The organism is Psychrobacter sp. APC 3281 (genome assembly GCF_030407815.1).
Taxonomy (GTDB): Bacteria; Pseudomonadota; Gammaproteobacteria; order Pseudomonadales; family Moraxellaceae; genus Psychrobacter.
This window is the reverse complement of record NZ_JASDCS010000009.1, coordinates 1-25,005: the sequence shown is the minus strand read 5'-3', so window position 1 is coordinate 25,005 and position 25,005 is coordinate 1. Positions and strand designations below refer to the sequence as shown.

The 25,005-nt window shown below is 42.9% G+C and carries 19 protein-coding genes; 5 read left to right on the top strand and 14 right to left on the bottom strand.

Features of this window, described 5'->3' with window-relative positions; translation table 11 throughout:
* Window positions 1-446: 446 nt before the first annotated feature.
* The 6 genes from QL886_RS09165 to recG all read right to left on the bottom strand — a co-directional run bounded on the left by QL886_RS09165 (window position 447) and on the right by recG (window position 10,828).
* Window positions 447-1,448: an NAD(P)-dependent alcohol dehydrogenase gene (locus QL886_RS09165; RefSeq protein WP_290178475.1), complete on the bottom strand. Its 1,002-nt coding sequence runs from the start codon at window positions 1,446-1,448 to the stop codon at window positions 447-449.
* A gap of 279 nt (window positions 1,449-1,727) precedes the next feature.
* A complete protein-coding gene (locus QL886_RS09160) occupies window positions 1,728-2,663 on the bottom strand; it encodes an EamA family transporter (protein ID WP_290178474.1) in 936 nt (311 codons plus the stop codon).
* 89 nt (window positions 2,664-2,752) lie between these two features.
* Window positions 2,753-3,463, bottom strand: a complete 711-nt coding sequence (locus QL886_RS09155; protein ID WP_290178473.1) for an AraC family transcriptional regulator — start codon at window positions 3,461-3,463, stop codon at window positions 2,753-2,755.
* Between the two features lie 84 nt (window positions 3,464-3,547).
* Window positions 3,548-6,637: an efflux RND transporter permease subunit gene (locus tag QL886_RS09150; protein WP_290178472.1), complete on the bottom strand. Its 3,090-nt coding sequence runs from the start codon at window positions 6,635-6,637 to the stop codon at window positions 3,548-3,550.
* On the bottom strand, window positions 6,634-7,926 hold the full coding sequence (locus tag QL886_RS09145) for an efflux RND transporter periplasmic adaptor subunit (RefSeq protein ID WP_290178471.1): 1,293 nt from the start codon (window positions 7,924-7,926) through the stop codon (window positions 6,634-6,636). Before QL886_RS09145 ends, QL886_RS09150 begins: the two co-directional genes overlap by 4 nt.
* A gap of 538 nt (window positions 7,927-8,464) precedes the next feature.
* Complete coding sequence (gene recG, locus QL886_RS09140) at window positions 8,465-10,828, bottom strand: ATP-dependent DNA helicase RecG (RefSeq protein ID WP_290178470.1); 2,364 nt, start codon at window positions 10,826-10,828, stop codon at window positions 8,465-8,467.
* Window positions 10,829-11,108: 280 nt separating this feature from the next.
* Here recG and QL886_RS09135 point away from each other — a divergent pair, with 280 nt between their 5' ends.
* Window positions 11,109-12,113: a patatin-like phospholipase family protein gene (locus QL886_RS09135; protein ID WP_290178469.1), complete on the top strand. Its 1,005-nt coding sequence runs from the start codon at window positions 11,109-11,111 to the stop codon at window positions 12,111-12,113.
* Window positions 12,114-12,266: 153 nt separating this feature from the next.
* Here QL886_RS09135 and QL886_RS09130 read toward each other — a convergent pair whose 3' ends face one another.
* Window positions 12,267-12,854 carry a hypothetical protein gene (locus tag QL886_RS09130; RefSeq protein ID WP_238068727.1) on the bottom strand — a complete coding sequence of 196 codons (588 nt, stop codon included), beginning with the start codon at window positions 12,852-12,854 and terminating at the stop codon, window positions 12,267-12,269.
* A gap of 398 nt (window positions 12,855-13,252) precedes the next feature.
* Here QL886_RS09130 and argA point away from each other — a divergent pair, with 398 nt between their 5' ends.
* Window positions 13,253-14,575, top strand: coding sequence for an amino-acid N-acetyltransferase (gene argA, locus QL886_RS09125; RefSeq protein WP_290178468.1), 1,323 nt, complete (start codon window positions 13,253-13,255; stop codon window positions 14,573-14,575).
* Between the two features lie 135 nt (window positions 14,576-14,710).
* Here the strand turns inward: argA and QL886_RS09120 are convergent, their stop codons facing one another.
* Window positions 14,711-15,442: an FKBP-type peptidyl-prolyl cis-trans isomerase gene (locus QL886_RS09120; RefSeq protein ID WP_057762133.1), complete on the bottom strand. Its 732-nt coding sequence runs from the start codon at window positions 15,440-15,442 to the stop codon at window positions 14,711-14,713.
* A 456-nt stretch (window positions 15,443-15,898) separates the two neighbouring features.
* Here QL886_RS09120 and QL886_RS09115 point away from each other — a divergent pair, with 456 nt between their 5' ends.
* A complete protein-coding gene (locus QL886_RS09115) occupies window positions 15,899-17,563 on the top strand; it encodes a mechanosensitive ion channel (protein WP_290178466.1) in 1,665 nt (554 codons plus the stop codon).
* A 128-nt stretch (window positions 17,564-17,691) separates the two neighbouring features.
* Here QL886_RS09115 and QL886_RS09110 read toward each other — a convergent pair whose 3' ends face one another.
* Window positions 17,692-19,134: a hypothetical protein gene (locus QL886_RS09110; protein WP_290178465.1), complete on the bottom strand. Its 1,443-nt coding sequence runs from the start codon at window positions 19,132-19,134 to the stop codon at window positions 17,692-17,694.
* Window positions 19,135-19,429: 295 nt separating this feature from the next.
* Between QL886_RS09110 and QL886_RS09105 the strand changes: the two genes are divergently transcribed.
* Complete coding sequence (locus tag QL886_RS09105; RefSeq protein ID WP_201569336.1) at window positions 19,430-20,212, top strand: SDR family oxidoreductase; 783 nt, start codon at window positions 19,430-19,432, stop codon at window positions 20,210-20,212.
* A gap of 179 nt (window positions 20,213-20,391) precedes the next feature.
* Here the strand turns inward: QL886_RS09105 and QL886_RS09100 are convergent, their stop codons facing one another.
* The 3 genes from QL886_RS09100 to QL886_RS09090 form a co-directional block, all read right to left on the bottom strand.
* Window positions 20,392-21,087, bottom strand: coding sequence for a lysophospholipid acyltransferase family protein (locus tag QL886_RS09100; protein ID WP_057762140.1), 696 nt, complete (start codon window positions 21,085-21,087; stop codon window positions 20,392-20,394).
* Window positions 21,088-21,252: 165 nt separating this feature from the next.
* A complete protein-coding gene (gene parE, locus QL886_RS09095) occupies window positions 21,253-23,139 on the bottom strand; it encodes a DNA topoisomerase IV subunit B (RefSeq protein ID WP_290178463.1) in 1,887 nt (628 codons plus the stop codon).
* Window positions 23,140-23,249: 110 nt separating this feature from the next.
* Window positions 23,250-23,918: a YqiA/YcfP family alpha/beta fold hydrolase gene (locus QL886_RS09090; protein ID WP_290178461.1), complete on the bottom strand. Its 669-nt coding sequence runs from the start codon at window positions 23,916-23,918 to the stop codon at window positions 23,250-23,252.
* A 187-nt stretch (window positions 23,919-24,105) separates the two neighbouring features.
* Here QL886_RS09090 and QL886_RS09085 point away from each other — a divergent pair, with 187 nt between their 5' ends.
* Window positions 24,106-24,366 (top strand): DUF1289 domain-containing protein, encoded by a 261-nt coding sequence (locus tag QL886_RS09085; protein WP_165596742.1) that lies wholly within the window; start codon window positions 24,106-24,108, stop codon window positions 24,364-24,366.
* 37 nt (window positions 24,367-24,403) lie between these two features.
* On the opposite strand, the gene QL886_RS09080 is transcribed toward QL886_RS09085, so the two are convergent.
* Entirely contained in the window at window positions 24,404-24,712 is a 309-nt protein-coding gene (locus QL886_RS09080; RefSeq protein WP_290178460.1) for a hypothetical protein, read from the bottom strand.
* A gap of 51 nt (window positions 24,713-24,763) precedes the next feature.
* The coding region (locus QL886_RS09075; protein WP_290178459.1) for a hypothetical protein at window positions 24,764-25,005 on the bottom strand (242 nt) is incomplete at its 5' end.

Here is a 25,005-nt window from a genome sequence, read left to right as displayed (position 1 = left end):
ATATTAGTACTTTCTCAGTATGATACTTTATTACTCCAAAATGCAACTTAAAGTTCTGATTATTATCATCCAGTATGATACTTTATTATTTTTAGTGTTAATTTATAAGTAGCAAAATCAATACTTTACGAAAATATCAGTATGATACTTTATTACTCGCTGACAATCTGAAAAGATAAGTATTTACCCCTGCTATTGTAAACTCAGTAGCAGGGGTTTTTTATAATTTTAAAATGACCTACTAGAAATTTAAAAAAGTAGTAATAATTGCCTGAGCAAAAATCAAATAAAAACACTTAGACCCAGTTCCAAATAATTCGCATGTATTAAAAACTGGTAGAAAGTAGAATTTTAATACAAAAAAATAGTGACACTCTATCTATTAATTAGAGTATCACTATTATTGTGCTTATTTAGTGGCTACATTGAGTTGCCTGTAACGACGTTTAGTCTCTTTCTAGCACCACTCTATAGCGAGCATTACCGCTCTCTAGTCGCTCAAATGCTTCATTAATCTCAGACATTTTATAAGTTTCAGTAACCGGCTGAATATTATGGCGAGCAGCAAAATCTAGCATTTTACGTAGCGTCGCTGGTGAGCCAACTGGCGAGCCTGATAGACTGTTTTGAGCCATAATCATTGGTGCAGCCGATATCTCTAGTGGCGCTTCTAACAGTCCAACAAAATGTAGCTTACCTTTTGGTCTTAGCGTCTTGATCACGACATCCCAGTTCATATCAACGTTCACTGTTGAGATGATTAGATCGAAAGAACCTGCGGCTTTTTCAATTTCGCTATCGTCTCTTGAGTTTAGTGAATGGTGAGCGCCCATCTCTTTTGCTTCTTCCATTTTTGACTCACTGGTAAATGCCGTCACTTCACAGCCCCATGCATTGGCAAACTGCAATGCCAAATGACCCAAGCCACCAATACCAATTACAGCCACTCTAGAAGTTGGTTTAATGTCGTACTGCATAAGTGGGTTAAACACTGTGACACCGCCACATAACAGTGGTCCTACCGCGTTAAAATCAAGCCCTTCAGGTATTTTGATGACGCTAGTATCTTTTGCGCGTACTTTATCTGCAAAGCCGCCGTGGTTACCAATGATCGTACCTTCTTGCTCAGGGCATAGGTTGTGGTCTCCATCGATGCATAGATCGCAAACGTTACAGTATCCTTTATGCCAACCAAGTCCGACTTTATCGCCCAATTCTAGATGCTTGACGTGCTTGCCTTTATTGAGGACTTCACCTGCAACCTCATGCCCACCGACAAACGGATATTGAGTCATACCCCATTCATTTTGCCACATCGATAAATCACTATGGCAGATACCGCAGCTATGTACTTCGATTTCTACTTCGTGATCGCCTAGAGCGCCTGGGTCATATTCATAAGGCTCAAATTTGCCACCTTTCTCTTTTGCTGCATATGCGTTAATCATATTTATTCCTTATTTTCTAGTTCTTTAGAGATTATTTTATAAAGATTGGTTTATCGTTCTAATAACAACTTATCTATTAGTAAAATTAAAATAATGCTATAAGAGATAAACAATTTCTTCAATTAATTTGGTTGGACAGACTATAGCAAAGACTGACCTAACTAATCCATTCAACTTACCAGTTTTAGACTAACGTCATACAAAGAGTCATACTTAATAGGCAGTCACTCATCAAAAATACTGCTTGTTATCAGCAACATTGTTTTGCTAATTGTTTGATTACTTATATAGTTCACGTCTTCTTCGATAACCTGTCAGTTTTGGCGTCTTCATTACTTGCAGTAAGAGACAGATTATCATGAGTGACATTCCTAGCCAGCCGATAGGAGAGAATGTTTCACCGATTATAATGATAGCCAATATAGTGGCCACGATAGGTTCTAGTAACGTGATAAGCGTCGCTTTGCTCGCCTCAATCACTCTCAACGCTTGACCAAAAAGTAAATAACCAAAGAACATCGGCGCAATTGCCAGATATAGGGCAACGCTTATATGTTTTGCATCTAAAAACAGGTTTTCCCCTGTTAGTAATAATGATGGCAACAATAAGATTGCCGACAGACCAAACATACTGGCCATCGCTGATTTCGAGTTTACCCCGTTCTCTATCATCTGACGTGCTGTCCATGAGTATGTGGCATAGGTCAATCCTGCAACTAACCCTAACAACACGCCTAGTATTCGATTATTTGCTTGTGCGTTTATATCCAAATATTGGGTTTTCCCTAAAGTCAGAAAAATAACGCCAATCACACCAAATATAAAACTTACCACCCATCGACTAGTGACTTTTTTATTGCTAATCAGACGCTCCATGATAACAGTGAAAAATGGTGCGCTAGCAATTGAGATCACTGTACCAATAGCGACACCTGCCAATCTCATGGAGGAATAAAAAGCTAAAGGATAGATAGCAACGCATAGGCTACCAATGAATAAGAGACTGGGTTTAGAAAGTAGTTTCTGTCTATCGCTTAATAAATTATTCTTAGCATTCAATACTAGCAATACACCGCCTACCCCCATGGAAAATGCACCAACGGCTAATGGACTAACGTCAGGTATAAAAGCAGAGGCTGTACCTGTCGTTCCCCAAAGGACACTGGCAGCTATCACACATAAAATAGCACTTAGACTAGATTTATTCTGCAGCATAGTAGCTACCTCTAACGTTATAATGAATAACATTATTATAGAGAGTTACAGAATATAATTTTTGCAGATTGGACGGTTTGCATGTCTGGTTAGACGTGTTTTAATTTGGAAGGGGCAATACCAAAATATTTAGAAAATCGGCGGCTAAAAGCACTAACATCCGTATAACCAACCAGTTCGGCTATGATAGCGATAGGTGAATCAGTATGTAGTAACAAAGCTTGCGCCTTTTGCATTCTGATCTTTGTAATGTATTCAGTGACGGTCTGGTTTGTTTGCGATTTAAAGTTCTTTTTAAACTGTGTAGCACTGAGACAGGAGATATCCGCCAACACTTCGATAGAAAGGTTTTTAGAAAAATTGTGGTGAATATATGCTACGACTTCTCTAATTCGAGCATTATATTGCACAAATAGATTTTGTTGTTCTAGGAGTTTATAAAAGGTATCAAACATCAACCTCTCAACTTCAGGATTGATTTGATACCTTAACTGACTCTCTGAAAACTCCAAAAATGCCAACAATGGCGCACTTATAGAAAAGACAATTTGTGATGAATGAAGCACGTTTTCTGGCAATAGATCTGTATCCACAACGATAAACTTTGCATTCTCCTCAGCGCTAAAGTAGTGCTTTTCATTTACCTTGACCACAACACATTCGCTTGGGATAACTTTTCCAGTATAGCTCCCAACTTCGATATTGATTGCCCCTCGCAAAGGCAAAACAATCTGATGAAAGTCATGAGAATGCCCTCGAGTTTGACGAGTGTATGACCTAATTGAGAGCATGTTAATCATTCAGCATTTTCCACATTGCTACTATTGTGTCGTGTCTTAGCTAACTGTTTGGTTAGCTATTTGGCTCTCTATGAGAAGTGACTATTAGAAGTCACTAGGTTTGCCATGTGGAGCCAACCACTTAGCAAACCATCCTGATAGATCATCCATTAAGGTATAGACGACAGGAATAACAACCAAGCTTAATAGCGTAGAGGTTACCAGACCACCCAGTACCGCTGCTGCCATCGGTCGCCTAAAAGTAGGATCTGCATCGCCCCAACCAAATACCAATGGCAACATACCTGCACCCATCGCAATGGTCGTCATGATAATAGGCCGTGCACGCTTTCGGCATGCATCTACGATAGCCTCAAAACGCGCCAGCCCTCGGCGCTGGGCAATCAATGCATAATCGACCAATAGAATAGAGTTTTTGGTCGCAATACCCATGAGCATAATAAAGCCAATCATCGAAGGCATCGATAAGCTGCTATTGGTAATAACCAAGCCAACAAACGCCCCACCGATCGATAGAGGTAACGCCATCAGAATGGTAAAAGGCTGCAACAAACGACCAAATAGTAGAATAAGTACGCCTAAAATACAGACCACACCGACGGACATCGCAATGATAAAGCCACTGAAAAGGTCTGCCATGTTTTCGGCTTGGCCTTGATCGATGATGGTAATCGCAGGCGGCAGTTGCTGCATGGTCGGCACTGCTTTGACCGCTTGTACCAAATCGCCAAGCTCGCCACTCGCAGGTTGTACTGTGATACTAATAGCACGCTCTCGATCCAGTCTGCTAATCTGCGCAGGCCCAGTGCCAAAGTCTAGCGTAGCAACCTCACCGACGCGCACGCCTTGACCTGCAGGCATAGTACTCGGCACGTACAAACCTTCTAGCTGGCTAACATTTTGCTTAGCCACATCAGGTAGACGTACGACGATTGGTACTTGACGCGTATCAAGATTGAGCTTGGACAATTGCTGTTCGTAGTCGCCTACGGTCGCCACACGTAAAGTCGTAGCGATATCTTGCGTCGTGACCCCTTTATCCGCCATTGCCAATCTATCTGGCGTTACCGTTAGCTCTTGGCGTGGTAAACTGCGATCACTGGTCACAGCGCCTGCACTTGGCAGACCTCGAATCTCAGACATGATTTTTTGTGCAGTTTGTTCAAGCAGTTGCGGATTGGTACTAGTCAATGAAAAATTATAGCCGCTCTCACCACCACTCGATAGCCCGACTGTAAACCGTGCTCCTGGCACTTCTGTCATTAGCTTACTAATTTTGCGTTCTATCTCTTGCTTGGTGCCTCGTTCTGCACGCGGAGCAAGCACGATATCCAAGCCAGCGATATTTTCAGCCTTGCCGCCGCCACCATCTGACGCACCCATCGACGCCTGCGCCTCTCCCACTGAAGTAAAGATATTGGTCACCTCAGGCATGGCCAAAATGCGAGCACTTGCTAGCGCTGCCACGCGCTCAGTATCTGCCAAAGAGACGTCAGGTGTCAGCTCAATAGCCACTCGGGTTTGATCAATATCGTTGTCAGGGATAAATGACGTGGGTAGCAACTTAACCAGAGCTAGCGATGCCACAAATAAAACAAGCGTTGCACCCATGGTTATCCAACGATGATGTAGGGTCCAAGACACAATCTTAAGATAGTACTTCATCATCGAGCTTTGTTTTTCGACGTGCTTTTTCTCAGGTCGTAAGATATAAGCTGCCATCATAGGGGTAATCAGGCGCGCCACCATCAGCGAGGCAAAAATTGATAAGGCAGCCGTCCAACCAAACTGACGGAAAAACTGTCCAACGATGCCGCCCATAAAGGCCGTTGGTAAAAACACCGCAATCAAAGTAAAAGTAGTGGCGACGACGGCGAGACCGATTTCATCAGCAGCTTCCATCGCCGCTTCATAAGGCGTCTTACCCATACGTAGATGGCGTATGATGTTTTCGACTTCAACGATTGCATCATCGACCAGCACCCCAATGACTAATGATAATGCCAGTAGTGAGATGATATTCAGACTAAAGCCAAACAGATACATACCCAAAAAGGTTGGAATGACTGATAATGGCAAAGCGACCGCAGCAACGATAGTCGCGCGTATATTGCGCAAAAACAGGAAGACTACCACTACAGCCAACAGCCCACCTTCGATGAGCATTCTTAACGAGGCTTCATAATCTTCTGCAATGGGTGTGGCTCGGTCATAGACTTTTTCAATACTGATATTACCGACATCAGCGGTCAGCTTGGCAAGCTCCTCATCAACCAGCTCCATCACATCGACTTCACTGGCACCGCGCGATCGAGTGATGTTAAATGCCACCACTGTTTTACCGTCTAGCTTGGCAATCGAGCTTGGATCTGCTGCGCCGTCAGTGATTTCTGCCATACGACCTAAAGCTTGTGTGCCCCCCGTAGGGACAGCCACTTGCAAATCGTTTAGCTCATTTGCTCGCTCAACAGCACCGAGAACACGGATGGTCTGAGTCGTATTGCCAACTTCCGCCTCCCCGCCAGAGCTATCCTGCTGGATACCAGCGATTTGCTGCGATAATTGCGAAATAGAAAATTTCAAACCACTTAACGCAATTGGGTCGGCAGCAACCGTGATTTCACGCTGCAACCCACCAACGCGGCTCACGGTACTTACGCCTGGTATGTCAGATAGCCGTTTGGTAACGGTATCATCGACAAACCAAGATAGATCCTCCACGCTCATATTCTCAGCAGCAACAGAGTAAGTAACCACTGGAAACCCAGCAGTAGATACTTTGGTAATAATAGGATCGTTGGCGGCAGCTGGTAGATCACCACGTACTTCGCCGACTGCTGAGCGCACATCGTCTACCGCTTCTTGAATGTCTTTTTCTAAAGTAAATTCAGTGGCAATGGTCGCCGCACCCGTCTGTAGCGTGGTGCGAATATGACTCACGCCTTCGATACTGGTCAGTTTATTTTCGATCTTCTTTGCAATATCGTTTTCGAGCTGTGATGGCGCAGCACCGGGTAGCGTGACCGTGACTACCACCGCTGGCAAGTCTATATCTGGAAATTGCTGGACTTTCATTTTCATGAAACCGTAAATGCCGCCCAACGTCAGCAGTACAAACAGCAAGATAGCAACGAGCGGGTTCTTTATCGAATAAGCGGAGACGTTTAAGCTCATGGCTGTGCCTGCGCTGGCTTACTGGTTTGGTTCACACCATTAACAACACGTACTAGGTCACCATCATTTAAGAAGCTACCGCCCTGCTTTACGATACGGCTGTCACTTGGTAAAGGCTCTAGCACTGCTACGCTCTCGCCCAATCGCTCACCCAATGTTACTCGCTGCTGCTTGATACGTCCCATCGATCGATCGTCTCGAGTAGTCGATTCGGTAACGAGCATCACATAATCATAACCATCATTACTGACCACGGCGCTATTAGGAATCGTTTGCGTACTGGTACTTCCCAATAGAAACTCGCCTGTTTGATACATGCCTGCACGTATCTTTGAGTTGGCAGCTAGGCTGGCATAAATCGTAATTTGACGGTTGTTGTCTGCGGTGGGTGCGATGCGATTTACTTGCCCCATCACTGTATCACCACCCGGCAGACTAACTTGTACAGGCGTACCGACGTTTATATCACCGACAAGCTTAGGATCTATATCTGCTCGCCATTCCAAAACCCCGCCTTTGATAATCGTAAATAGTGGATCCCCGCCTGCCACTTGACCGACTTCTACCATTCTTTCACTGATAATACCGCTGACAGGAGCGACGACTTTCGCGTTCTCTAACGTCAAACGCTGATTGCTCAAACGAGCTTTGGATGCTTGCAAAGAAGCTCTGGCACGGACTTCCGAGGTACGGTAGCGATCGGCCTCTTGTTTGCTGATGGCATCGATATCGATCAATGGCAGCACACGTGCAGCATCAGCGCTGGCATTGGCAAGGGTGGCTTCCGCTTCTGCGACATCTGCTTGCGCCTGTAGCACTTGCTGCTCCATAGCATCAGTATCGAACACTGCTAAAACTTGACCTGCTCTAACGCGGTCGCCTTCTTGGACCAAGATACGCTCGATAGCCACACCATTGACTTTTGCACTGACATTCGCAGTATCTTTAGCATCGATGGTTCCATCGGCACTGAGGGTGCTGCCGATATCATCTTGGCTTGGCCTGACTGTTTCTACTGAGAGTACTGATTGCTCAATACTGGCATCGCTACTGGTTGACTGATCGTTTGCGACAGAATTAGCAGTTGCTGACTCATCTACAGCGGCACTACCATTATTGCCCCAATATTTGCCAAGCAGCACCCCAATCACTAGCACGGCTGCCAATACGGGCCATAACCATATTGGTGGTTTTACAGATGGCCTTTTAGATAAAGTGTCAGTTTGACGATATGGCGGCAACTCAGATTCAGCTGACGGCTTAGAATGGGTTTCTTCAAAATCGCTCATGATAACTCTCTGTAGGTACAGTCAATATTGAAATACTCGATATAGAATGACTAAAAATATCAATCATTCACAGCAATAATAAAAAGTGGCACGCAATCGAAGCAATGTTTGGATAGCCTGATATAGGGCTATGAGCGTTACTTACAGAGAGTATTCCGATGTTCTCTAAAGCACTGTTTATTATTATAATAGTTCATCAAATTATCGAGAATAGCATATATTTAGTCATCACCTTATTTTTATATATAGGGTCTAGCGTTCATAAACTTAATTGAAACTTAGACCGAATATATATGCAGTATTAAAGATATATCTACCAATTTAAAGCAATAAGAACGCGTGTAGTCAGTCGCTGAATATCTGATGCATTCAACAACTGACTATGGGTAGAGTGTTGTCTATAAAGAATGTTAACGTTGTGGCCATGCTGTTTGATTATATCCAGAGCTAGGTTCAATGACATACTGAACCTACTTGCCGATACCGATACTAAGCACTAAGCACTAAGCACTGATTACTAGACACTGGGTATTAAACACTAGGCATTGGTATAGCGACTTGCCTCAGGCATCCAGCGATGAATCAATTGACTGACATCTGCTTTTCGCGCAGGGTCTGCTATCAAATGCTTCGCTAACCGCTGAGCAATGGCAAATAATTGCTCATCACGGATTAGATCAGCCAAATAGTATCCAACGTTACCTGTTTGACGTTTGCCTAACAGCTCTCCTGGCCCACGTAGCTCTAAGTCTTTTTGAGCAATGACGAAGCCATCGGTACTATCACGTAGGACATTTAGTCGCTCAGTACCTGTCTCCGATAGCGGCTTTTGATACAACAGTACACAGAAGCTTTTGGTCGAGCCACGTCCGACTCGCCCGCGCAGCTGATGCAATTGTGAGAGTCCCAAACGCTCTGCATTTTCGATAACCATGAGTGATGCATTGGGTACATCGACCCCTACCTCGATGACAGTCGTCGCAATCAACAAATCCAGATTACCTGCTTTGAACTCCTGCATGATGGCTTGCTTATCAGCAGACTTCATCTTGCCATGTACCAGTCCAATACGAATATCTAGACGTTCATTTAAGTCCTCATAAGTGGCTTCGGCTGCCTGCGCATCTAATACGCTAGACGCCTCTACCAGTGAGCATACCCAGTACGCTTGCCTGCCCGCTTCACAATTAATCGCAATACGTTCTATGACTTCATCGCGTCGATTGCGATCGATAGTTACCGTCGTAATTGGGGTACGCCCCGGTGGCAATTCATCAATAATTGAGGTATCCATATCGCCATAGATGCTCATCGCTAGGGTTCTTGGAATCGGTGTTGCAGTCATGATTAGCTGATGCGGAGTACTGTTAGCAACGCCTTTATTGGTCAATGCCATGCGTTGCTCAACACCGAATCGATGCTGCTCATCAATGATAACCAAGCCTAATTTAGCGAACTGAACTTGCTCCTGAAACAGTGCATGAGTACCGACCACCACTTGCACGGTATTTTCTGCGACTGTTTCCAATGCTTCGCGGCGCTGTTTGGCCGTTTGCTTACCGGCGAGCCAACCGACACCAATACCTAATGGCTCAAACCATTGCTTAAAATTCAGTAGATGCTGCTCTGCCAAAATCTCAGTTGGTGCCATGACCGCGACCTGCCAGCCACTATCGAGCGCATAACCCGCTGCTCCTGCTGCAACCAATGTCTTGCCAGCACCCACATCTCCCTGTACCAGTCGTAGCATCGGAATTGAGGTCGCCATATCTGCAGTGATGTCTTTCATCACTCTTTTTTGCGCACCCGTTAAATCAAAAGGCAATGCAGAAAACAGCTTGTCAGCAAGAGGACTGTTGGTAGTGCATTTGGGCGCCTTGTGCTGATGTAGCTGTTGGCGACGATATAGCAAACTGAGCTGATGCGCAGTCAACTCTTCAATAATCAAGCGCTGACAAGCAGCATGCGTACGGGCACTGAGTTGAGTGAATAGTTTGTATTGCTGAGACGCGCTGGTATAAGTAGGCGGCGTATGCAGCAGCACCAATGCTTCAAATATCGTTAAATTATAGACATTGTGCTGAGCAATACTGGCAGCGACGTTATGTATGTCATTATCTGCCTGATAGTTAGAAGGATTGGGTTTATATACGCTATTGCCAATCGCATTGCTAGTCATATTGTCAGGCACACTGCGTGCTAACGTCGAAAAAATATCTTCGGTATATTCGGCCTCTGACATCGCTGATTTAGATGGCTCAAAAGGCACTAATGGCAAATCGGATACAACTGCAAAATCTTCAGCCGTAAACAATGTCATCGGCAGACCTTGGCTCCGAACCGTTTGCAATGCCAGCTTAATTAAAGTACGCAGCTTGTTTTGATGTAAGCCTTTAACTGTAGGATAAATAGGCTGCAATCCCGTATCAGTCATGACTGTATTATCAGTGATAACTTGATATTCAGGATGATGTATCTGCTTACCGTAACGGCTGACTTTGACCTCACCAAATAGCTGTAAGCGTGTCCCCAAATTCATGGTTTGTACCAGACCACGATAGACCTTAAAAAACCGCAACGATATCGTACCCGTATCATCATCCACCGTCACAGTCATCCCACTGCGCTTGGTATCGACATGGACGATGTGACCAGTAATTAGCGCTGATTGTCCATGCTCTACATCTGCGATTGATACCAGCCGACTGCGATCCTCATAATCACGGGGCAAATGTAACAGCAAATCGAATATCCGCTTAATATTCAATTGCGCCAACTGCTCTGCCACTTTTACCCCCACACCTGCTAGCGCAGACACTGGCATATCTAGTGCTGACAGTGGCATGTCAGATCTAAAGTGATCTAATGAGTTGGCTAAGGCATGACTCTCCGATATTGGCATTAAAGATCCTAACAATATTATTTTTAATTTTTGTATGCTAAATCGAGTATTTTTAATAGGTTGCACATGATGACTTGTACCACAGAATAGCCATAACGATAGTACGTATAAAAAATTCGACTCATTTCATTATAGCTGACAATACAATTGCTTATGCTAGGCTATTTAGTAAAATAGCATCTATACAGTCCATCTACTATAGATAAACCGCTTCTTCTCATCATATCAATAACTGATGTCTGATTTTTTGAATTGTGGCAATTTCATAAGGTGTTTTTCTATGCTTGTTTCTATTTTGCCTCGTCAGTTTCGTCACAACCTAATTCTTCATAATCTAAAACTACTGAGGTTGGGCTTAATACCAATTCTCAGTTTGTATATTAGTGCGTGTAGCACGTTGCCATCGACTATTCCTGCCACACCAGAGCCAGTTATTAAAGCCCCTACTGTCGCACTGGTATTGGGCGGCGGCGGTGCGAAAGGGTTTGCCCATGTGGGCGTCATTAAGGCGCTAGAGGAAAACGGTATCAAACCAACATTGGTGGTCGGTACGAGTGTGGGTAGCTTGATTGGTAGCTTATACGCCAGTGGTTACACGCCTGCACAGCTTGAGCAATTGGCACTGACCACTACAGATAGTCAGCTCACAGACTTTACCTTGTCCAATCAAGGATTTATCGAAGGTATTAAGTTAAAAAACTTTATTAATAGCAAAGTGAATGCACGTGCTATAGAGGATTTCCCTATTTCTTTTGCGGCAATCGCAGCAGAAAAACACACTCTAAAGAAAACAGTCTTTACCACTGGCGATGCTGGGCTTGCCGTACAAGCATCCTGTAGCGTGCCTAATATTTTTATTGCCCCGCGTATTCCTGAAAAGGTCGGTAAAAAATATATCGATGGCGGTGTGGTCAGTTTAGTACCCGTAGATAGCGCCTATGACTTGGGTGCTGATATTGTCATTGCTGTAGATGTGACGGGAGCTCAAGGCAGTGATAATACGAGCAATCAAATAGCGACTATGAACTCATTGAGTGACTTTTGGGGCTTTCTAGAAACCAATATTATAGCTACCAACCTGACTACTAATCGCTCCTTATCAAGTCAGAGCGAGCGGAATCGAGCGGATATTGTTATTACTCCCAATGTCGGTCGTAACAGTTCAATAGATACTAGGCAGCGACGCAGTCTAATACAAGCAGGCGCCCAATCTACAACGCCACAAATCAATGCTATCAAACAACTTATTCAAGAGAAATCTAGTAGCAAATATGCCACGCTGTAGCTGAGTATTTCTACTTACTTATCAGTAAAATTATCAAACGTCCTGTCACACCATAAAAAAGCACCGCAGATATAAACTGTGGTGCTTTTTTATTGATAGTTTTCAGTGCTAATTGTATCGATGCTAGCTAAATTCTAATCCGAAAATTCAGGACTATTTGACACGCGCGCGATATTTTACAGCGACGGTATCATTTAGACCTACACCTTCTAAGTCCCAACGTACCGCTTTATAGTATTTAAGCGCGACGTCTTGTAATTGATTATCTACTTTGGTACGTAGTGGCATACGAGCAAAGTTATTGCCATCTACACTGCCGTACGGAAATTCAGGAGCAACTGTCTTTAACAGCTCTACCTGCTCTGGAATACTCATCGTAACGGTCATTTTACGGACGCGATCTGCATTGGTATTGGTAAAGTACCCTTGATACTCCAATACATTGCCTGACTGCAAACGAGTGTTGGTATCTACAGGGACAAGCACTTCTTGACCATTGGCATCAACGCTGACCAACGACGCCGTAATTCTACTGTTGACTGCTTGAGCACTTGAGTTGCTGCTCTTATTGGTAGTTGCTTGAATAGCCATCGAGCTATCAACCGCTTGCTCTGGTGTTGGCAGCATTGCTGAAGCTTGTGTAACGACCATCGCACCGATGAGCGTACCGGCAACAACGTGAAATAAGCGGTGGCCGCTCCAAGCACTGAACGGGCTAGCAAACTGGTTACTTTTTTTCATGATTTTCATTATCCCTGGTTGATATATCGGTAAAACACAGATGGTGCAACTTAAGTTATTTTTATAATTTGTTCAACAGATAAAAAGCATTGCGATATCTATAAAATATTGCTGTGAAATAGTTCATACAATCTATGAAGCACATGAACTCACTTATCTAACCTGATTATCTTCGCTCAGCATCTGTAAAGCAATAGCGCTTAGCATAACAAAAAGCATTTGTACGTACATTAACCCAGTGTTGAGGTTGTGTATATCAGCGATTGGCAATAAAAATGCTTGAATACAGCTGAAATAAAAGATAGCTCATAACCGCGTTTTTTGCTATGGTAAATCTTTAGCGTTAGGCATTTTTTTGCTGCGCCCCTTTTCTTATTCTAACGACTACTGCTCCCATTATGACTACTAGCTCCATGCCCCAGATTAACCCTGAATACGTCCATTGGTTCCGTAACTCTGCACCCTACATTAATACCCATCGCGGCAAAACTTTCGTGATCATGTTTGGTGGTGAAGCGGTCAATCATGCGAACTTCAGCACACTTATTCATGATTTTGCCTTGTTGCATAGCTTGGGTATCAAGCTAGTACTGGTACACGGGGCACGACCGCAAATCGAAAAGAACTTAAAAGACGCTAATATTGAATCGCCGCTACATCAAGACATACGTATTACGCCACGTGCAGCGATGCCATCTATCTTACAAGCCGTTGGTGCAATTCGTTTACAGATTGAAGCTCAGCTATCAATGGGGCTGGCCAACTCTCCGATGTATGGTTCACGTATCGATGCGATATCGGGTAATTTTGTGACAGCGCGCCCATACGGTATCCGTGAAGGTATTGATTACCAAATGACGGGTGAAGTGCGTTCTATTGATGTAGAAGCCATCAAAAACAACCTACTTCACGACCATATCGTTGTACTAGGCTCGATGGGCTACTCTGCGACTGGCGAAGTATTTAACTTATTAGCGGAAGATGTTGCCCTAAGCGCTGCTGTAGCACTGGGTGCTGACAAGCTTATATTCTTAGGCGAAGAAGCAGGTATCAACGACGATGATCGTTTATTACGTGAAATGATTCCTAATGAAGTTGATCGCTTCTTACGTGATCGTGATTTAAATTGTGAAATTAATTATTTCTTGAACTGTGCAAGTTTGGCCTGTCGTCAAGGTGTCCATCGCACGCATATTATCTCGTATGCCAAAAACGGCGCATTACTAGAAGAGCTATTCACACGTGATGGTTCTGGTACGCTGATTAGCCATGACCCTTATGAAGAAATTCGCCGTGCCAATATCGATGACGTAGTCGGACTTATTGAGCTGCTATCACCTCTAGAAGAGCAAGGTATCTTGGTCAGTCGTTCGCGCGAGCGCTTGGAGCAAGAGATTGATAATTATAGTGTGATTGAGCGTGATGGTATGATTTTGGGCTGTGCAGCATTGCATACGCTAGATTCAGAGTCAGCAGAAGTCGCCTGTGTTGCCGTACGTCCTGAGTATCGTAGTGGTAGCCGCGGTGCAGATTTACTAGCATTTCTAGAACAGCAAGCGCGCAGTCATGGTTTGTATAAGCTGTTTGTTTTGACCACTCGTACCGCGCATTGGTTCGTTGAGCAAGGCTTTGCTGAGGTTAAAGCCAGCGCTTTGCCTGAAGCACGTTTAGAGAAATACCATAACGGCCGTAACTCTAAAGTCTTCCAAAAGAATCTATAGTTTATCACCAACTTGATATCGGCTTTATAAGCTCGATATCAGTCTGAGATAAAATATTAGTCGTAAAAAAGCCTTCATAATTATATGAAGGCTTTTTTGTAGGCTAAGCACCTAAACAATATTTGCTTTAGATACTTATTTTACTTTTAATAGCTCAACAGTAAAGATAAGCGTGCTGTTAGGCTCGATACCAGCGTTACCCGCTTCGCCATAAGCGATGTCTGATGGGATATAGAACTCGTATTTTCCGCCTTCTTTCATCAACTGTAGACCTTCAGTCCAGCCAGCGATTACTTGGTTTAATGGGAACTCGATTGGCTCACCGCGCTCATAAGAGCTGTCAAATACCGTACCATCAAGCAATTTACCTTCGTAATTTACTTCAACCACGTCAGTTGCTTTTGGTGATTTACCAGTACCTGCTTTGATAACTTTATACTGTAAACCAGACTCTGTTTGCTTCACACCTTCTTTTTTAGCGTTCTCTGCTAAGAATGCAGTACCAGCGGCTTTATTTTCTGTCGCTTTGGTTTCCATGTCTTTAACAAACTGCTCTTCTTGCTCTTTTTGATAGTCCATCAATACTTGTTGCATTTGCTCTTGGGTCAATGCTGATTCATTGCCTTCGTAGCCATCACGGAAGCCTTTTTCAAAAGTATTTAGGTCTAAATCTTTGACAGCGTCTTTATTACCTTCTGCCATCATGAAACCTAAGCTATAACCTACTTTTTCACTAGCTGAGCTTTGTTCAGTAATGGAAACGCTTTGAGCGGCTGTTTCTTGATTGCCATTGTTGGTGCTACAGCCTGTTACTAACAACATAGCGCTAGCAAGTGCACTAACGCCTAAAGTAGTGATTTTTTTCATAAAGTACTCTCTAATTGTAAGAATAGTGGCGAGATGTCACATTCCTCTATAATAACAAATCTTAGTTTTGGGAACCACGCTTTGCACGAAATTATCGGGCCAATGTATAGTCTATGTTAATATCTTCTATCATAATAACAAGTTATCACACAAATATAGTAACAGGTAAAGCTTTCTGTCTTTAAATCCCTCAATACATCAGCTAAGCTGAATTAGTTAAGGAGATAAGTAACCGAGCGTTAATTTTTATCAAAAATAAGCAGATATCGATAGCGAAGTCACTGTAATATAAATAAGAGATACTGCTGATAATAATTTATGCTCAAAAACGATAATATCTCTATATAACTGATTCTAAAAATACTATTTATGACAACCATCTGTATGTCTTGCTCATTAATCGCTGTATGAACATTGTTTTTGGCGAGTTATATAAGATGCTTCAAGGAGGATAAGATGAACCCAATGTACACATCTTTTAACGGCTATCTTGGTGGACCTATCGGTTCCATCATTGGTGCTATTTTGATATTCGTTATTGGTTGGCTAGTAGCCCTTGGTATCGCAGCACTGGTACGTGGCGTACTCTCTAAAGTTAATCTCAATCAACGTATGAACTCTTCAACTGGTAAGACCTACGACCTTGAAGGTATCATCTCCAAAATTGTTTTCTGGTTTATTTTCATCATTGCTATCTCAGGCGCACTTAGCCAATTAAACTTAAACTCTATCTCAGCACCATTCGCAAATATGGTTAATCAAGTATTGGCATTTATCCCTAATCTTATCGGCGCTATCGCACTTGGTGTGATTGGTTGGGTCGTGGCTACTGTTGCACGCACAGCGATCAACGCTGCACTCGCAAAAACCTCTATGGATGAGCGTTTAAGTGCACAAGCTGGTGTAAAACCAATGAGCAGCACGATTGCTGATATGGTTTACTGGTTCATCTTATTGGTTGTGTTGACCATGGTACTTGGTCAATTAGAGCTTGACGGTTTGTTTGCACCACTGACTAATATGGTCGACAAAATCTTTAGCTTTATCCCTAATATCTTGATCGCTGGTGTAGTCTTCGTCGTTGGTTATATCATTGCCAAAGTCGTACGCGGCATCGTCACCAATCTTGTTTCTACTTTTAATGTACAAGAATTGGCATCAAAAGCAGGTTTAAGTGAGCAAAACAGCTTACCTAATATTGCAGGTTCATTAGCATTTCTTGTAGTTATCATTCCAACCATTATTGCTGCTCTAAATGCACTAAAAATCGAAGTAATTGCTCGCCCTGCGACCAATATGCTTAACAAAATCATGGAAGCCTTGCCAAACATCTTCATGGCAGTGGCTATCCTAGTAGTAACTTACTATGTTGTACGTATGGTTGCCAACATTATCAAAGGTCTGATTGAGAACACTCAAATCAATCAATTACCTGCGAAAGTTGGTCTACAAGAAACCATGGGTGATAAGAAAATTTCTGACCTAGTTGGTTATGCGATTATCTTCTTTGCTATGTTATTTGCTGCTATTGCAGCCGCTGACTTGTTAGGTTTCGAGCCTATCTCAGCTATTATCACGATGTTCATCGCATTCGGTGCAAACATCATCCTAGGCGCAATTATCCTATTCATCGGGTTCTGGCTTGCCAATATCATTGCAGGTGTGGTTGAACGTTCTGAGCAAGGTTCACAATTCCTAGCAAACATCGTACGTGTATTGATCATGGGCCTAGTATTAGCAATGGGTCTAAAAGCGATGGGTATTGCCGATTCAATCGTTAACCTAGCATTTGGTCTAACACTAGGCGCGGTAGCCGTTGCTTTTGCCCTATCATTTGGTCTTGGTGGTCAAGAAGCTGCAGCTCGCTTCCTACGTAAAATGCAGGACAAGATGGACCATGAACGTACTGAAGCGAAAGCAAAATCTGCGCTACAGCCAAGTTCATCAACTCAAGAAAAAGTTGCTGATTCAGTTCGTGAAAACACGCCATCTGCTGCTAGCACACCTACCACTGATTTACGTACCGACGTAGTTGATACACCACGTGTTGATACTAATGACATCTACAACAGTGATAACGTACTTCCTGGTAGCGGTCTCAATGACGATATCAATAAATAAGTATTTTTGGTTATTTAGTTTAGATACGAAAAAGACAGCCTAGGCTGTCTTTTTTTATGTCAGTAAATATATTAATAAATCCATGGTTCTTCTTATTAATAAACGGGTAGAAAGCTAACTACGTCTATCTACTGCTTATCTTTACGTGCTGGAATCGTTAAGCTCATCTGTACTTGAGGTAGCTTCTCTTTTTGCGCCTTCGCAGGTTTACTACCTTCCACGCTACTAGCAGGTGGTGTATTTTGCTTATCTAATTCTTGTTGTTTTAGTTTCTGCATTTGCTTAGTAAGTTGGCGCTCTCGCTGAGTCATCGCATCAACTGGCTGAATCCACAAATCAATATCGAAAAAATTCTCATTATTCTCAGTGATAAAGTCGATACCAAGCACGACTACGTGATGTAGCTCAATAATTGGCAAACGTGTGGCAACGTCCTGTGCGATCTTTGCTAGCTTTGATTGGACAGCGGCTTTACTATTAGGCCCTTTTGACTCCTGACCATAAAACACCAGTACATAATGTCGTCCCAAACTCTCATAAGAATGTTGATGTACGACATAGCCATCTTTTTGCAGTGCTGCGCTCTGTTTAGGATGTCTATATAGCGTACGGATAAGCTCGTGACGTGAAAACAAAGACTCATCTAGTAGTTGTTGTTGCCAGTGAGCGAGCGGTATTGCTGTTTGGTCGTCGTTATTAGCTGCGTGCTTTTTACCATACGTATCTATCATCTGCATACTTAGCTGAGACCATATCGTGGCTGCTTGTATCATATGCTGATGGTACATCTGAGCAGTTGAACTTTGGTTTTTGTAGGCAAGCGTGATGGCTACCAATGCTGAGTTAGGTTCGTCTTGTACTTCATTTTTGATGAGCGCATTATCAACTACAATGGCAGGGGCAAATAAATCTGGACTTTGTAAGAAGCGCTCAACCAAAGCGTCTTCTGACTCGAAACTTGGAATATGGTTTACAGCCGACTGCTGTAGTTGCTCCAGATGATAAGCTAAGAAACGCCATAATTCACATGGGGTGCGTACTGCTGCTGCTATCGAATACCAGTCATCCCAGCTAAATACTTGTAGCTGCTGCATGCTTTCGCTCATGTCGACAACTAAGTCTTCTAAAAAGTAACGAACCCCAAAATTGTGTTTGAGTCGCTGTAGAGCACTATTTGAATTGTCATCGTTATCATCTTGATTGAGACTGCTACTTCCTCCGACAAGCTGAATATCAAAAATCATAGCTTCATAACCAGCTGAAGCATTGTCTTCATTTTGAGACGATAATGACTTGTACCACGTAAGTGCTGACTTTACCGCAGTCATGCGTACAGCCTCAATGTCAGCTGATTCTGTATCATAGGGTAAATACAGTGTCAGCTCCAACAGCTGTAGCTTGCCAAGTGGTAACTGATATTGATATTGACGAGCGATATACTGAGCATTATATTCATGCTCAATTGTATGCATGCCTGCCAAGGTCACTGCCATAGCATCGGCTTGTAAATAACTGACCAGCTCAGTCGTCAGGTAGCCCCAGTCGGGCATGGTAGTAATCGAATGGGACACAAGTTCCAACCTTCTATTATCGTATGGTGAATATCGCACATGCCAGCTCGTAATAAAAACATCATTATCGCGTATTACAAATATTTGAATGATGCAAAATTATGCTACATAAGCACTATCAGAGACAGTCGCTTTCAAAGCGATCACTTGTTATGATGATATCAAAGCAGTATTGCTTGCGTGCAAGTTTATGGATAACAAACTGTACTTAGTTGTATTTATCGAAACCGTAGTCATCGAATTTTTAATCATCGAAACTTTAATGACTATTATATAATAATAAGGATTAAACATTATGAAGCGTTTTAAAGAAAAGACCGTCGTTGTAACGGGTGCAGGTTCTGGTATTGGCCGTGCAACTGCCATTCGCTTTGCCGAAGAAGGCGCTAGCGTGGTTCTAGTAGGACGTACGGCAGCAACACTAGAAGAGACTGCCGAAGAGTTGCCGCAAGATCGTACTTGGATTCACACCGACAATTATCTCATTATTACATGTGATATCAGTGTTCAAAGCCAAGTACAAGAGATGGTTGAGCGCGCTATCGACAAATTTGGCAAGATTGATATCTTGGTCAACAATGCTGGCAAAGCAACTCAAGGTAAGATCACAGAATTATCTGCTGATGATTGGCGCTCTGCTATCGATGTGAATCTAAATGGGACTTTTTACGTCTCTCAAGCGGCTATGCCTCACTTAATTGCATCAAAGGGTAATATCGTCAATATCTCATCGCTCTCAGGTGTAGGTGGTGACTGGAACATGGCTGCCTACAATGCCGCTAAAGCGGGTGTGACCAATTTGACCCGCACATTGGCATTGGATCATGGTTCAGATGGTGTTCGCGTCAACGCGGTTAATCCGAGTGTCACCAAAACCGATATGACCACGGCTATCCAAGACAATGAGTCGAAGACGGATAAGTTCTTAGCTCGCTGTCCGCTTGGACGTTTGGCAACCCCAGAGGATATCGCCGCTGCCATTACCTTCTTAGCAAGTGATGACGCCTCCATGATTACTGGTGTCAATCTGCCTGTCGATGGCGGTGTTAGTGCCTCTAACGGCCAACCACAGTTTTAGACTTTTGCACTGATAAACATTCAAATACTACTTAAAAAAAGCCCCTGATACCATCATATCAGGGGCTTTTCCAATAACAATTATTAGAACTTAATTGTAGGTAGCTTTTAGTCTTCACATCTGTAATACGGCTAGTACCTATAACTTAATTAATTAAACCAATATTTATACCATTTAACTTATTCAGCTGCATTATTGATGTCTTGTAGTGGCTGCGACAAGCGCTCAAGGTGTCTTGGTAGCACTCCTTTATACTGAGAATATATTTTCGGTAAATCTGCCTCGATATCACCTGTAGGATAAACCAGCGACATAAACCGTATTTCTTTAGTATTGTAGTCCATCGCTACTGGCAAAATCGGTACACCAGCACCCACCGCTAAATAATAAAAACCTGTCTTCCACGACTCAGTATATTGCCGTGTACCCTCTGGCGATAATCCCAAAAATAATGGTTCACCAGTTTTGAACTTATCTATACTGGCTTGCAGCACAGAGCCTTTATTACCACGATCGATAGGAATAACCCCTATCCAATTTAATAATTGCGCAAACACAGGCACTTTAAATAGTGTGTGCTTGCCCATAATGCTGATTTTGATATCTAATGCAAACAGACTTGGAATCGCATAAATACCATCCACATTAGAAGTATGTGGCAGAGCAAGCACTACAGCTTGTGAGATATTTGGAATCTCGCCTACCGTACGCCAACCTGACGCCTTTAACAGCGCGGATGCAATAACAGGCGCAAACTTGTTACCACGCTTTGGAACCTTGTCTCCCAAATGCTTTTTGCTAAGTTTTGGGAGTACTTTGGAACGCGCAGGTTTAGAAACAACAGACTTAGAACGGTTAAAAATCTTCGGTATCATGACAGCACAATATAATGAAAGGTACTGACATAATACCATTAAGCCTTTGTGGCTAGGCTGAATTTTGCGTGCTTTTATTATGTGATAGATCGTTTAGCCATAAATATAAGTAATGACCTATTTCGATATTCTGCACCCATATTTCTTTAGATTCATTGCTAAGTGTTAAGAAATATCGGCCAAATCACCTTTGCTCTCAAGCCACGACTTGCGATCAGAGGCACGTTTCTTAGCCAATAGCATATCCATCACGCTATTGGTCAGTACCATGTCATCCATATCTAACTGTACTAAGCGGCGTGTATCACGGCTCATCGTTGTCTCACGTAGTTGCTCAGCACTCATTTCACCAAGTCCTTTGAAGCGTGTAATCTGAGCTTTTTTATTGCCCGGTACGTTAGCCAAGATATGTGCAAGCTCCGGCTCATCAAGTGCATAATGAACTTCTTTACCCACATCCACTCGGTACAATGGTGGCATGGCCACAAATAAATGACCCGCATCCACTAGTGCAGGGAAATGCTTCACAAACAGTGCGCAGATCAATGTCGCAATGTGCAGTCCATCAGAATCAGCATCCGCTAAAATACATATCTTGTCGTAACGTAGCTCGGACAAATCATCAGAGGCAGGATCCACACCGATAGCAATGGCAATATCATGAATCTCTTGGCTTGATAACACCGTATCTGATGATACTTCCCACGTATTCAGGATTTTGCCGCGCAGAGGTAATATCGCCTGATAATGACGATCTCTGGCCTGCTTAGCACTACCACCTGCAGAATCACCCTCTACTAAGAACAGCTCAGCGCCATCACGTAAATCACCACGGCAGTCTGCCAACTTACCAGGCAATGCGGGTCCCTGAGTAATTTTCTTACGAGCGACTTTTTTGGCAGATTTCAGACGACGTCCAGCTTTATTAATCGCCAATTCAGCGATTTGCGTGCCCATTTCCGCATGCTGGTTTAACCATAGGCTAAAGGCATCTTTTGCCAATGTCTGTACAGCACCCGCCGCTTCACGACTAGATAAACGTTCTTTGGTTTGACCAGAGAACTGCGGCTCAGAGAACTTCAGAGACAGGATATAGTTCACGCCATCCCACACATCTTCTGCGGTCAACTTCACACTGCGCGGCAGCAAATTATGAATATCACAAAACTCGCGCAATGCCTCTAAGATACCCGTGCGTAGTCCGTTGACGTGCGTACCACCTTGAGCTGTCGGAATCAGGTTTACATAGCTTTCTTGAATCGGCGTGCCACCATCAGGCAACCAAGACAAGGCAAAGGTAATAGCCGCTCGTTCGCCTGATTTCGCATCGTAATTATAATAAAACGGTGCTTCAGGCAATGTTTCCAAACCATCTAATTGTTCGCTTAGATACTCGACTACCCCATCCGTAAACTGCCACACGACTTTTTCATCATTGATATCATCAGTAAACTCAATCGTCAGTCCAGCGGCCAAGACAGCCTTTGCTTTTAAATTGTGCTTGAGCTGTTTTACATTAAATTTGGGCGTATCGAAGAAACTGCCATCCGCCCAAAAATGTACTCTGGTGCCACGTTTGCGCTTGTTTGAGCTGACTGCTTCAGTCAATGGCGTAACTGGTGCACCATTTTCAAATGCCATGTCGAACTGTGTGCTATCACGCCATACCGTAACTTCAACGCGGGTTGATAGCGCATTGACGACAGAAATTCCCACACCATGCAGACCACCTGACACCTCATAATTAGAGGTCGAAAATTTACCACCGGCATGTAAACGGGTTAATATCAGCTCAATACCAGATTGACCAAACTCAGGGTGAATATCAGTTGGCATACCGCGCCCGTCATCTTCGACAGACAACGATCCATCACTATGCAATTGCACCTTGATGGTTTTAGCATAACCAGCTAACGCTTCATCTACTGAGTTATCAATAACCTCTTGCGCCAAATGATTCGGGCGCGTGGTATCGGTATACATACCTGGACGACGACGGACTGGCTCAAGACCTTCTAAAACTTCTAACGATTGCGCATTATACTGACTCACAAATGCATCCTTAACTGTTCACGTGCGTTTAATTCTATTAAACCATTATAACGAAAAATAGCGACGTTAACGTTAATACTCCATCGCTTACGTCATATAATGTCGTCTATTTAGGCTTGTACTAAACTCTGTAAGATATTCATCACCATTGGCAACTGATCATTAAAATCACTGAAGCGATGATCGCCACCTACTTGCACCGTTACCGATGCGCCATGACTTTGATAAAAATTTTTAGACAATTCAGAATTTAACAGCTCGTCGCCTTCTTTTAATAGCACAGCAACTTTATCGGGATAATTTACTGATAAAAGCTGATGATCTGCAAACCACTGTAAATCAGCAGGCGTAATACTCCAGCCACCCGCTGTCGTATGCAGGACTTTGCTAGTAAGTGACTCATCTAAGTTATCTTGACTTGATACTGGTTGATTAGAGAAACGCTGTAAAGTGATATGGGGCTGAATACTAGGGTTGAGCAATAAAACTGGGCAACCTATCTGATTGCTTATCACAGTAGAAAAATACCCACCTAGAGAGCTACCGATTAATACCGTATTTGATAACCCAGTCTGCTTGTCTGCTGATTTTCTATCTACACTATTATTTAGCGCTTTGACTAAAGACAGTAACTGCTCACACACTTGTGCAGGGGTCTTATTTAAATCAGGACGCAGCACATTAGTATCAGTATGATGAAGCTGGCAATATTTTTCTAACAACACCCCTTTAGTCGAGTTGGCATCACTGTCCAATCCATGGATATAAATCAAGTTCACGTATCATCTCACTTATTAATTTTGTTATGATTATCTTATAAAGGCTATCAAAGCTAAGCATAGCACCCGCTAGACGGAAATAATAACAATAAAATGGCACACTATTAGTCAGTATTTGCGACATAATAATGTTGTACAGTGATTTTATGCAGGTCAAAGGAATGACGGTAGTCATTATGGAGGAGTCATGAATCAACAGTTTGAGCTGTTCGAGATTGCCAATCCATGTATTGGTCTTTGTCAAAGCAATAAGAAGGGTTATTGCTTTGGTTGCCTGCGTAGTCGAACTGAGCGCCAGCTATGGCATGACATGACGACAGAGCAGCAACGCGAAGTGCTACGGCTTATCGCAGGACGTAAACTGCGTATAGAACAAATGAGACAGCGTAAAGATGAACAGTTAGGATTTGATTTTGAAGAGATACCTGAGATAGGTGAATTATTTTAAGAAGTAATTAATCAGGCCAGACATGCCAATAGCATTCTTAGAATGCATTAAATTTCGCCAAAATATATGCCCAATAACCTAACAGTAAAGTCAATAATAACCAAGGTATGGCGAAACACCAATAATATAAGTCGCTAGTAGTAAATACATAAAAATAAACAGCCATTCCAACACTGATTACAAGTGAAGCTGCATATCCAATCAACAAGGTAAAGAGAACATTATTTTCAACTTTGGTTAAGCTTGGGCTATTTTCTGCACATATATAGAAAAGAAACCCGAAGGCGAAAGCCCCGCCAATAGTAATATGCAAAAATGATATTAGAGCTAGCAACCAAACTGACACGCATACTTCCTTATTAGTCTAATGACGGCTTTGTCTTTAATATAGTGCTTTCTACAAGTTAGAAGCGCTTTCAATAAAAAATAGCATACCTTCAAGTCTTTTTATAATAAACATAGTAATACGCTTACTAGAATAAATTAGATAAAAACATCCAATACTAAACTTTCTATTACCAAGAATTATCACCAAACCGCACACAAAGAAAATCCCCCGACAAGCTAATGTCGGGGGATATTTCAGAATAGAGAGCTGACGATGACCTACTCTCACATGGGCGAACCACACTACCATTG

What these genes read in the sequence shown, in the direction of transcription:
- recG (WP_290178470.1), bottom strand. Translation starts at nt 10,828, where the DNA reads ATGCCAATATCGGAGAGTCATGCCTTAGCCAACTCATTAGATCACTTT.
- QL886_RS09105 (WP_201569336.1), top strand. Translation starts at nt 19,430, where the DNA reads ATGAAGCGTTTTAAAGAAAAGACCGTCGTTGTAACGGGTGCAGGTTCT.
- QL886_RS09085 (WP_165596742.1), top strand. Translation starts at nt 24,106, where the DNA reads ATGAATCAACAGTTTGAGCTGTTCGAGATTGCCAATCCATGTATTGGT.
- QL886_RS09135 (WP_290178469.1), top strand. Translation starts at nt 11,109, where the DNA reads ATGCTTGTTTCTATTTTGCCTCGTCAGTTTCGTCACAACCTAATTCTT.
- QL886_RS09100 (WP_057762140.1), bottom strand. Translation starts at nt 21,087, where the DNA reads ATGATACCGAAGATTTTTAACCGTTCTAAGTCTGTTGTTTCTAAACCT.
- QL886_RS09145 (WP_290178471.1), bottom strand. Translation starts at nt 7,926, where the DNA reads ATGAGCGATTTTGAAGAAACCCATTCTAAGCCGTCAGCTGAATCTGAG.
- QL886_RS09120 (WP_057762133.1), bottom strand. Translation starts at nt 15,442, where the DNA reads ATGAAAAAAATCACTACTTTAGGCGTTAGTGCACTTGCTAGCGCTATG.
- QL886_RS09160 (WP_290178474.1), bottom strand. Translation starts at nt 2,663, where the DNA reads ATGCTGCAGAATAAATCTAGTCTAAGTGCTATTTTATGTGTGATAGCT.
- QL886_RS09115 (WP_290178466.1), top strand. Translation starts at nt 15,899, where the DNA reads ATGAACCCAATGTACACATCTTTTAACGGCTATCTTGGTGGACCTATC.
- QL886_RS09130 (WP_238068727.1), bottom strand. Translation starts at nt 12,854, where the DNA reads ATGAAAAAAAGTAACCAGTTTGCTAGCCCGTTCAGTGCTTGGAGCGGC.
- QL886_RS09155 (WP_290178473.1), bottom strand. Translation starts at nt 3,463, where the DNA reads ATGATTAACATGCTCTCAATTAGGTCATACACTCGTCAAACTCGAGGG.
- QL886_RS09165 (WP_290178475.1), bottom strand. Translation starts at nt 1,448, where the DNA reads ATGATTAACGCATATGCAGCAAAAGAGAAAGGTGGCAAATTTGAGCCT.
- QL886_RS09150 (WP_290178472.1), bottom strand. Translation starts at nt 6,637, where the DNA reads ATGAGCTTAAACGTCTCCGCTTATTCGATAAAGAACCCGCTCGTTGCT.
- argA (WP_290178468.1), top strand. Translation starts at nt 13,253, where the DNA reads ATGACTACTAGCTCCATGCCCCAGATTAACCCTGAATACGTCCATTGG.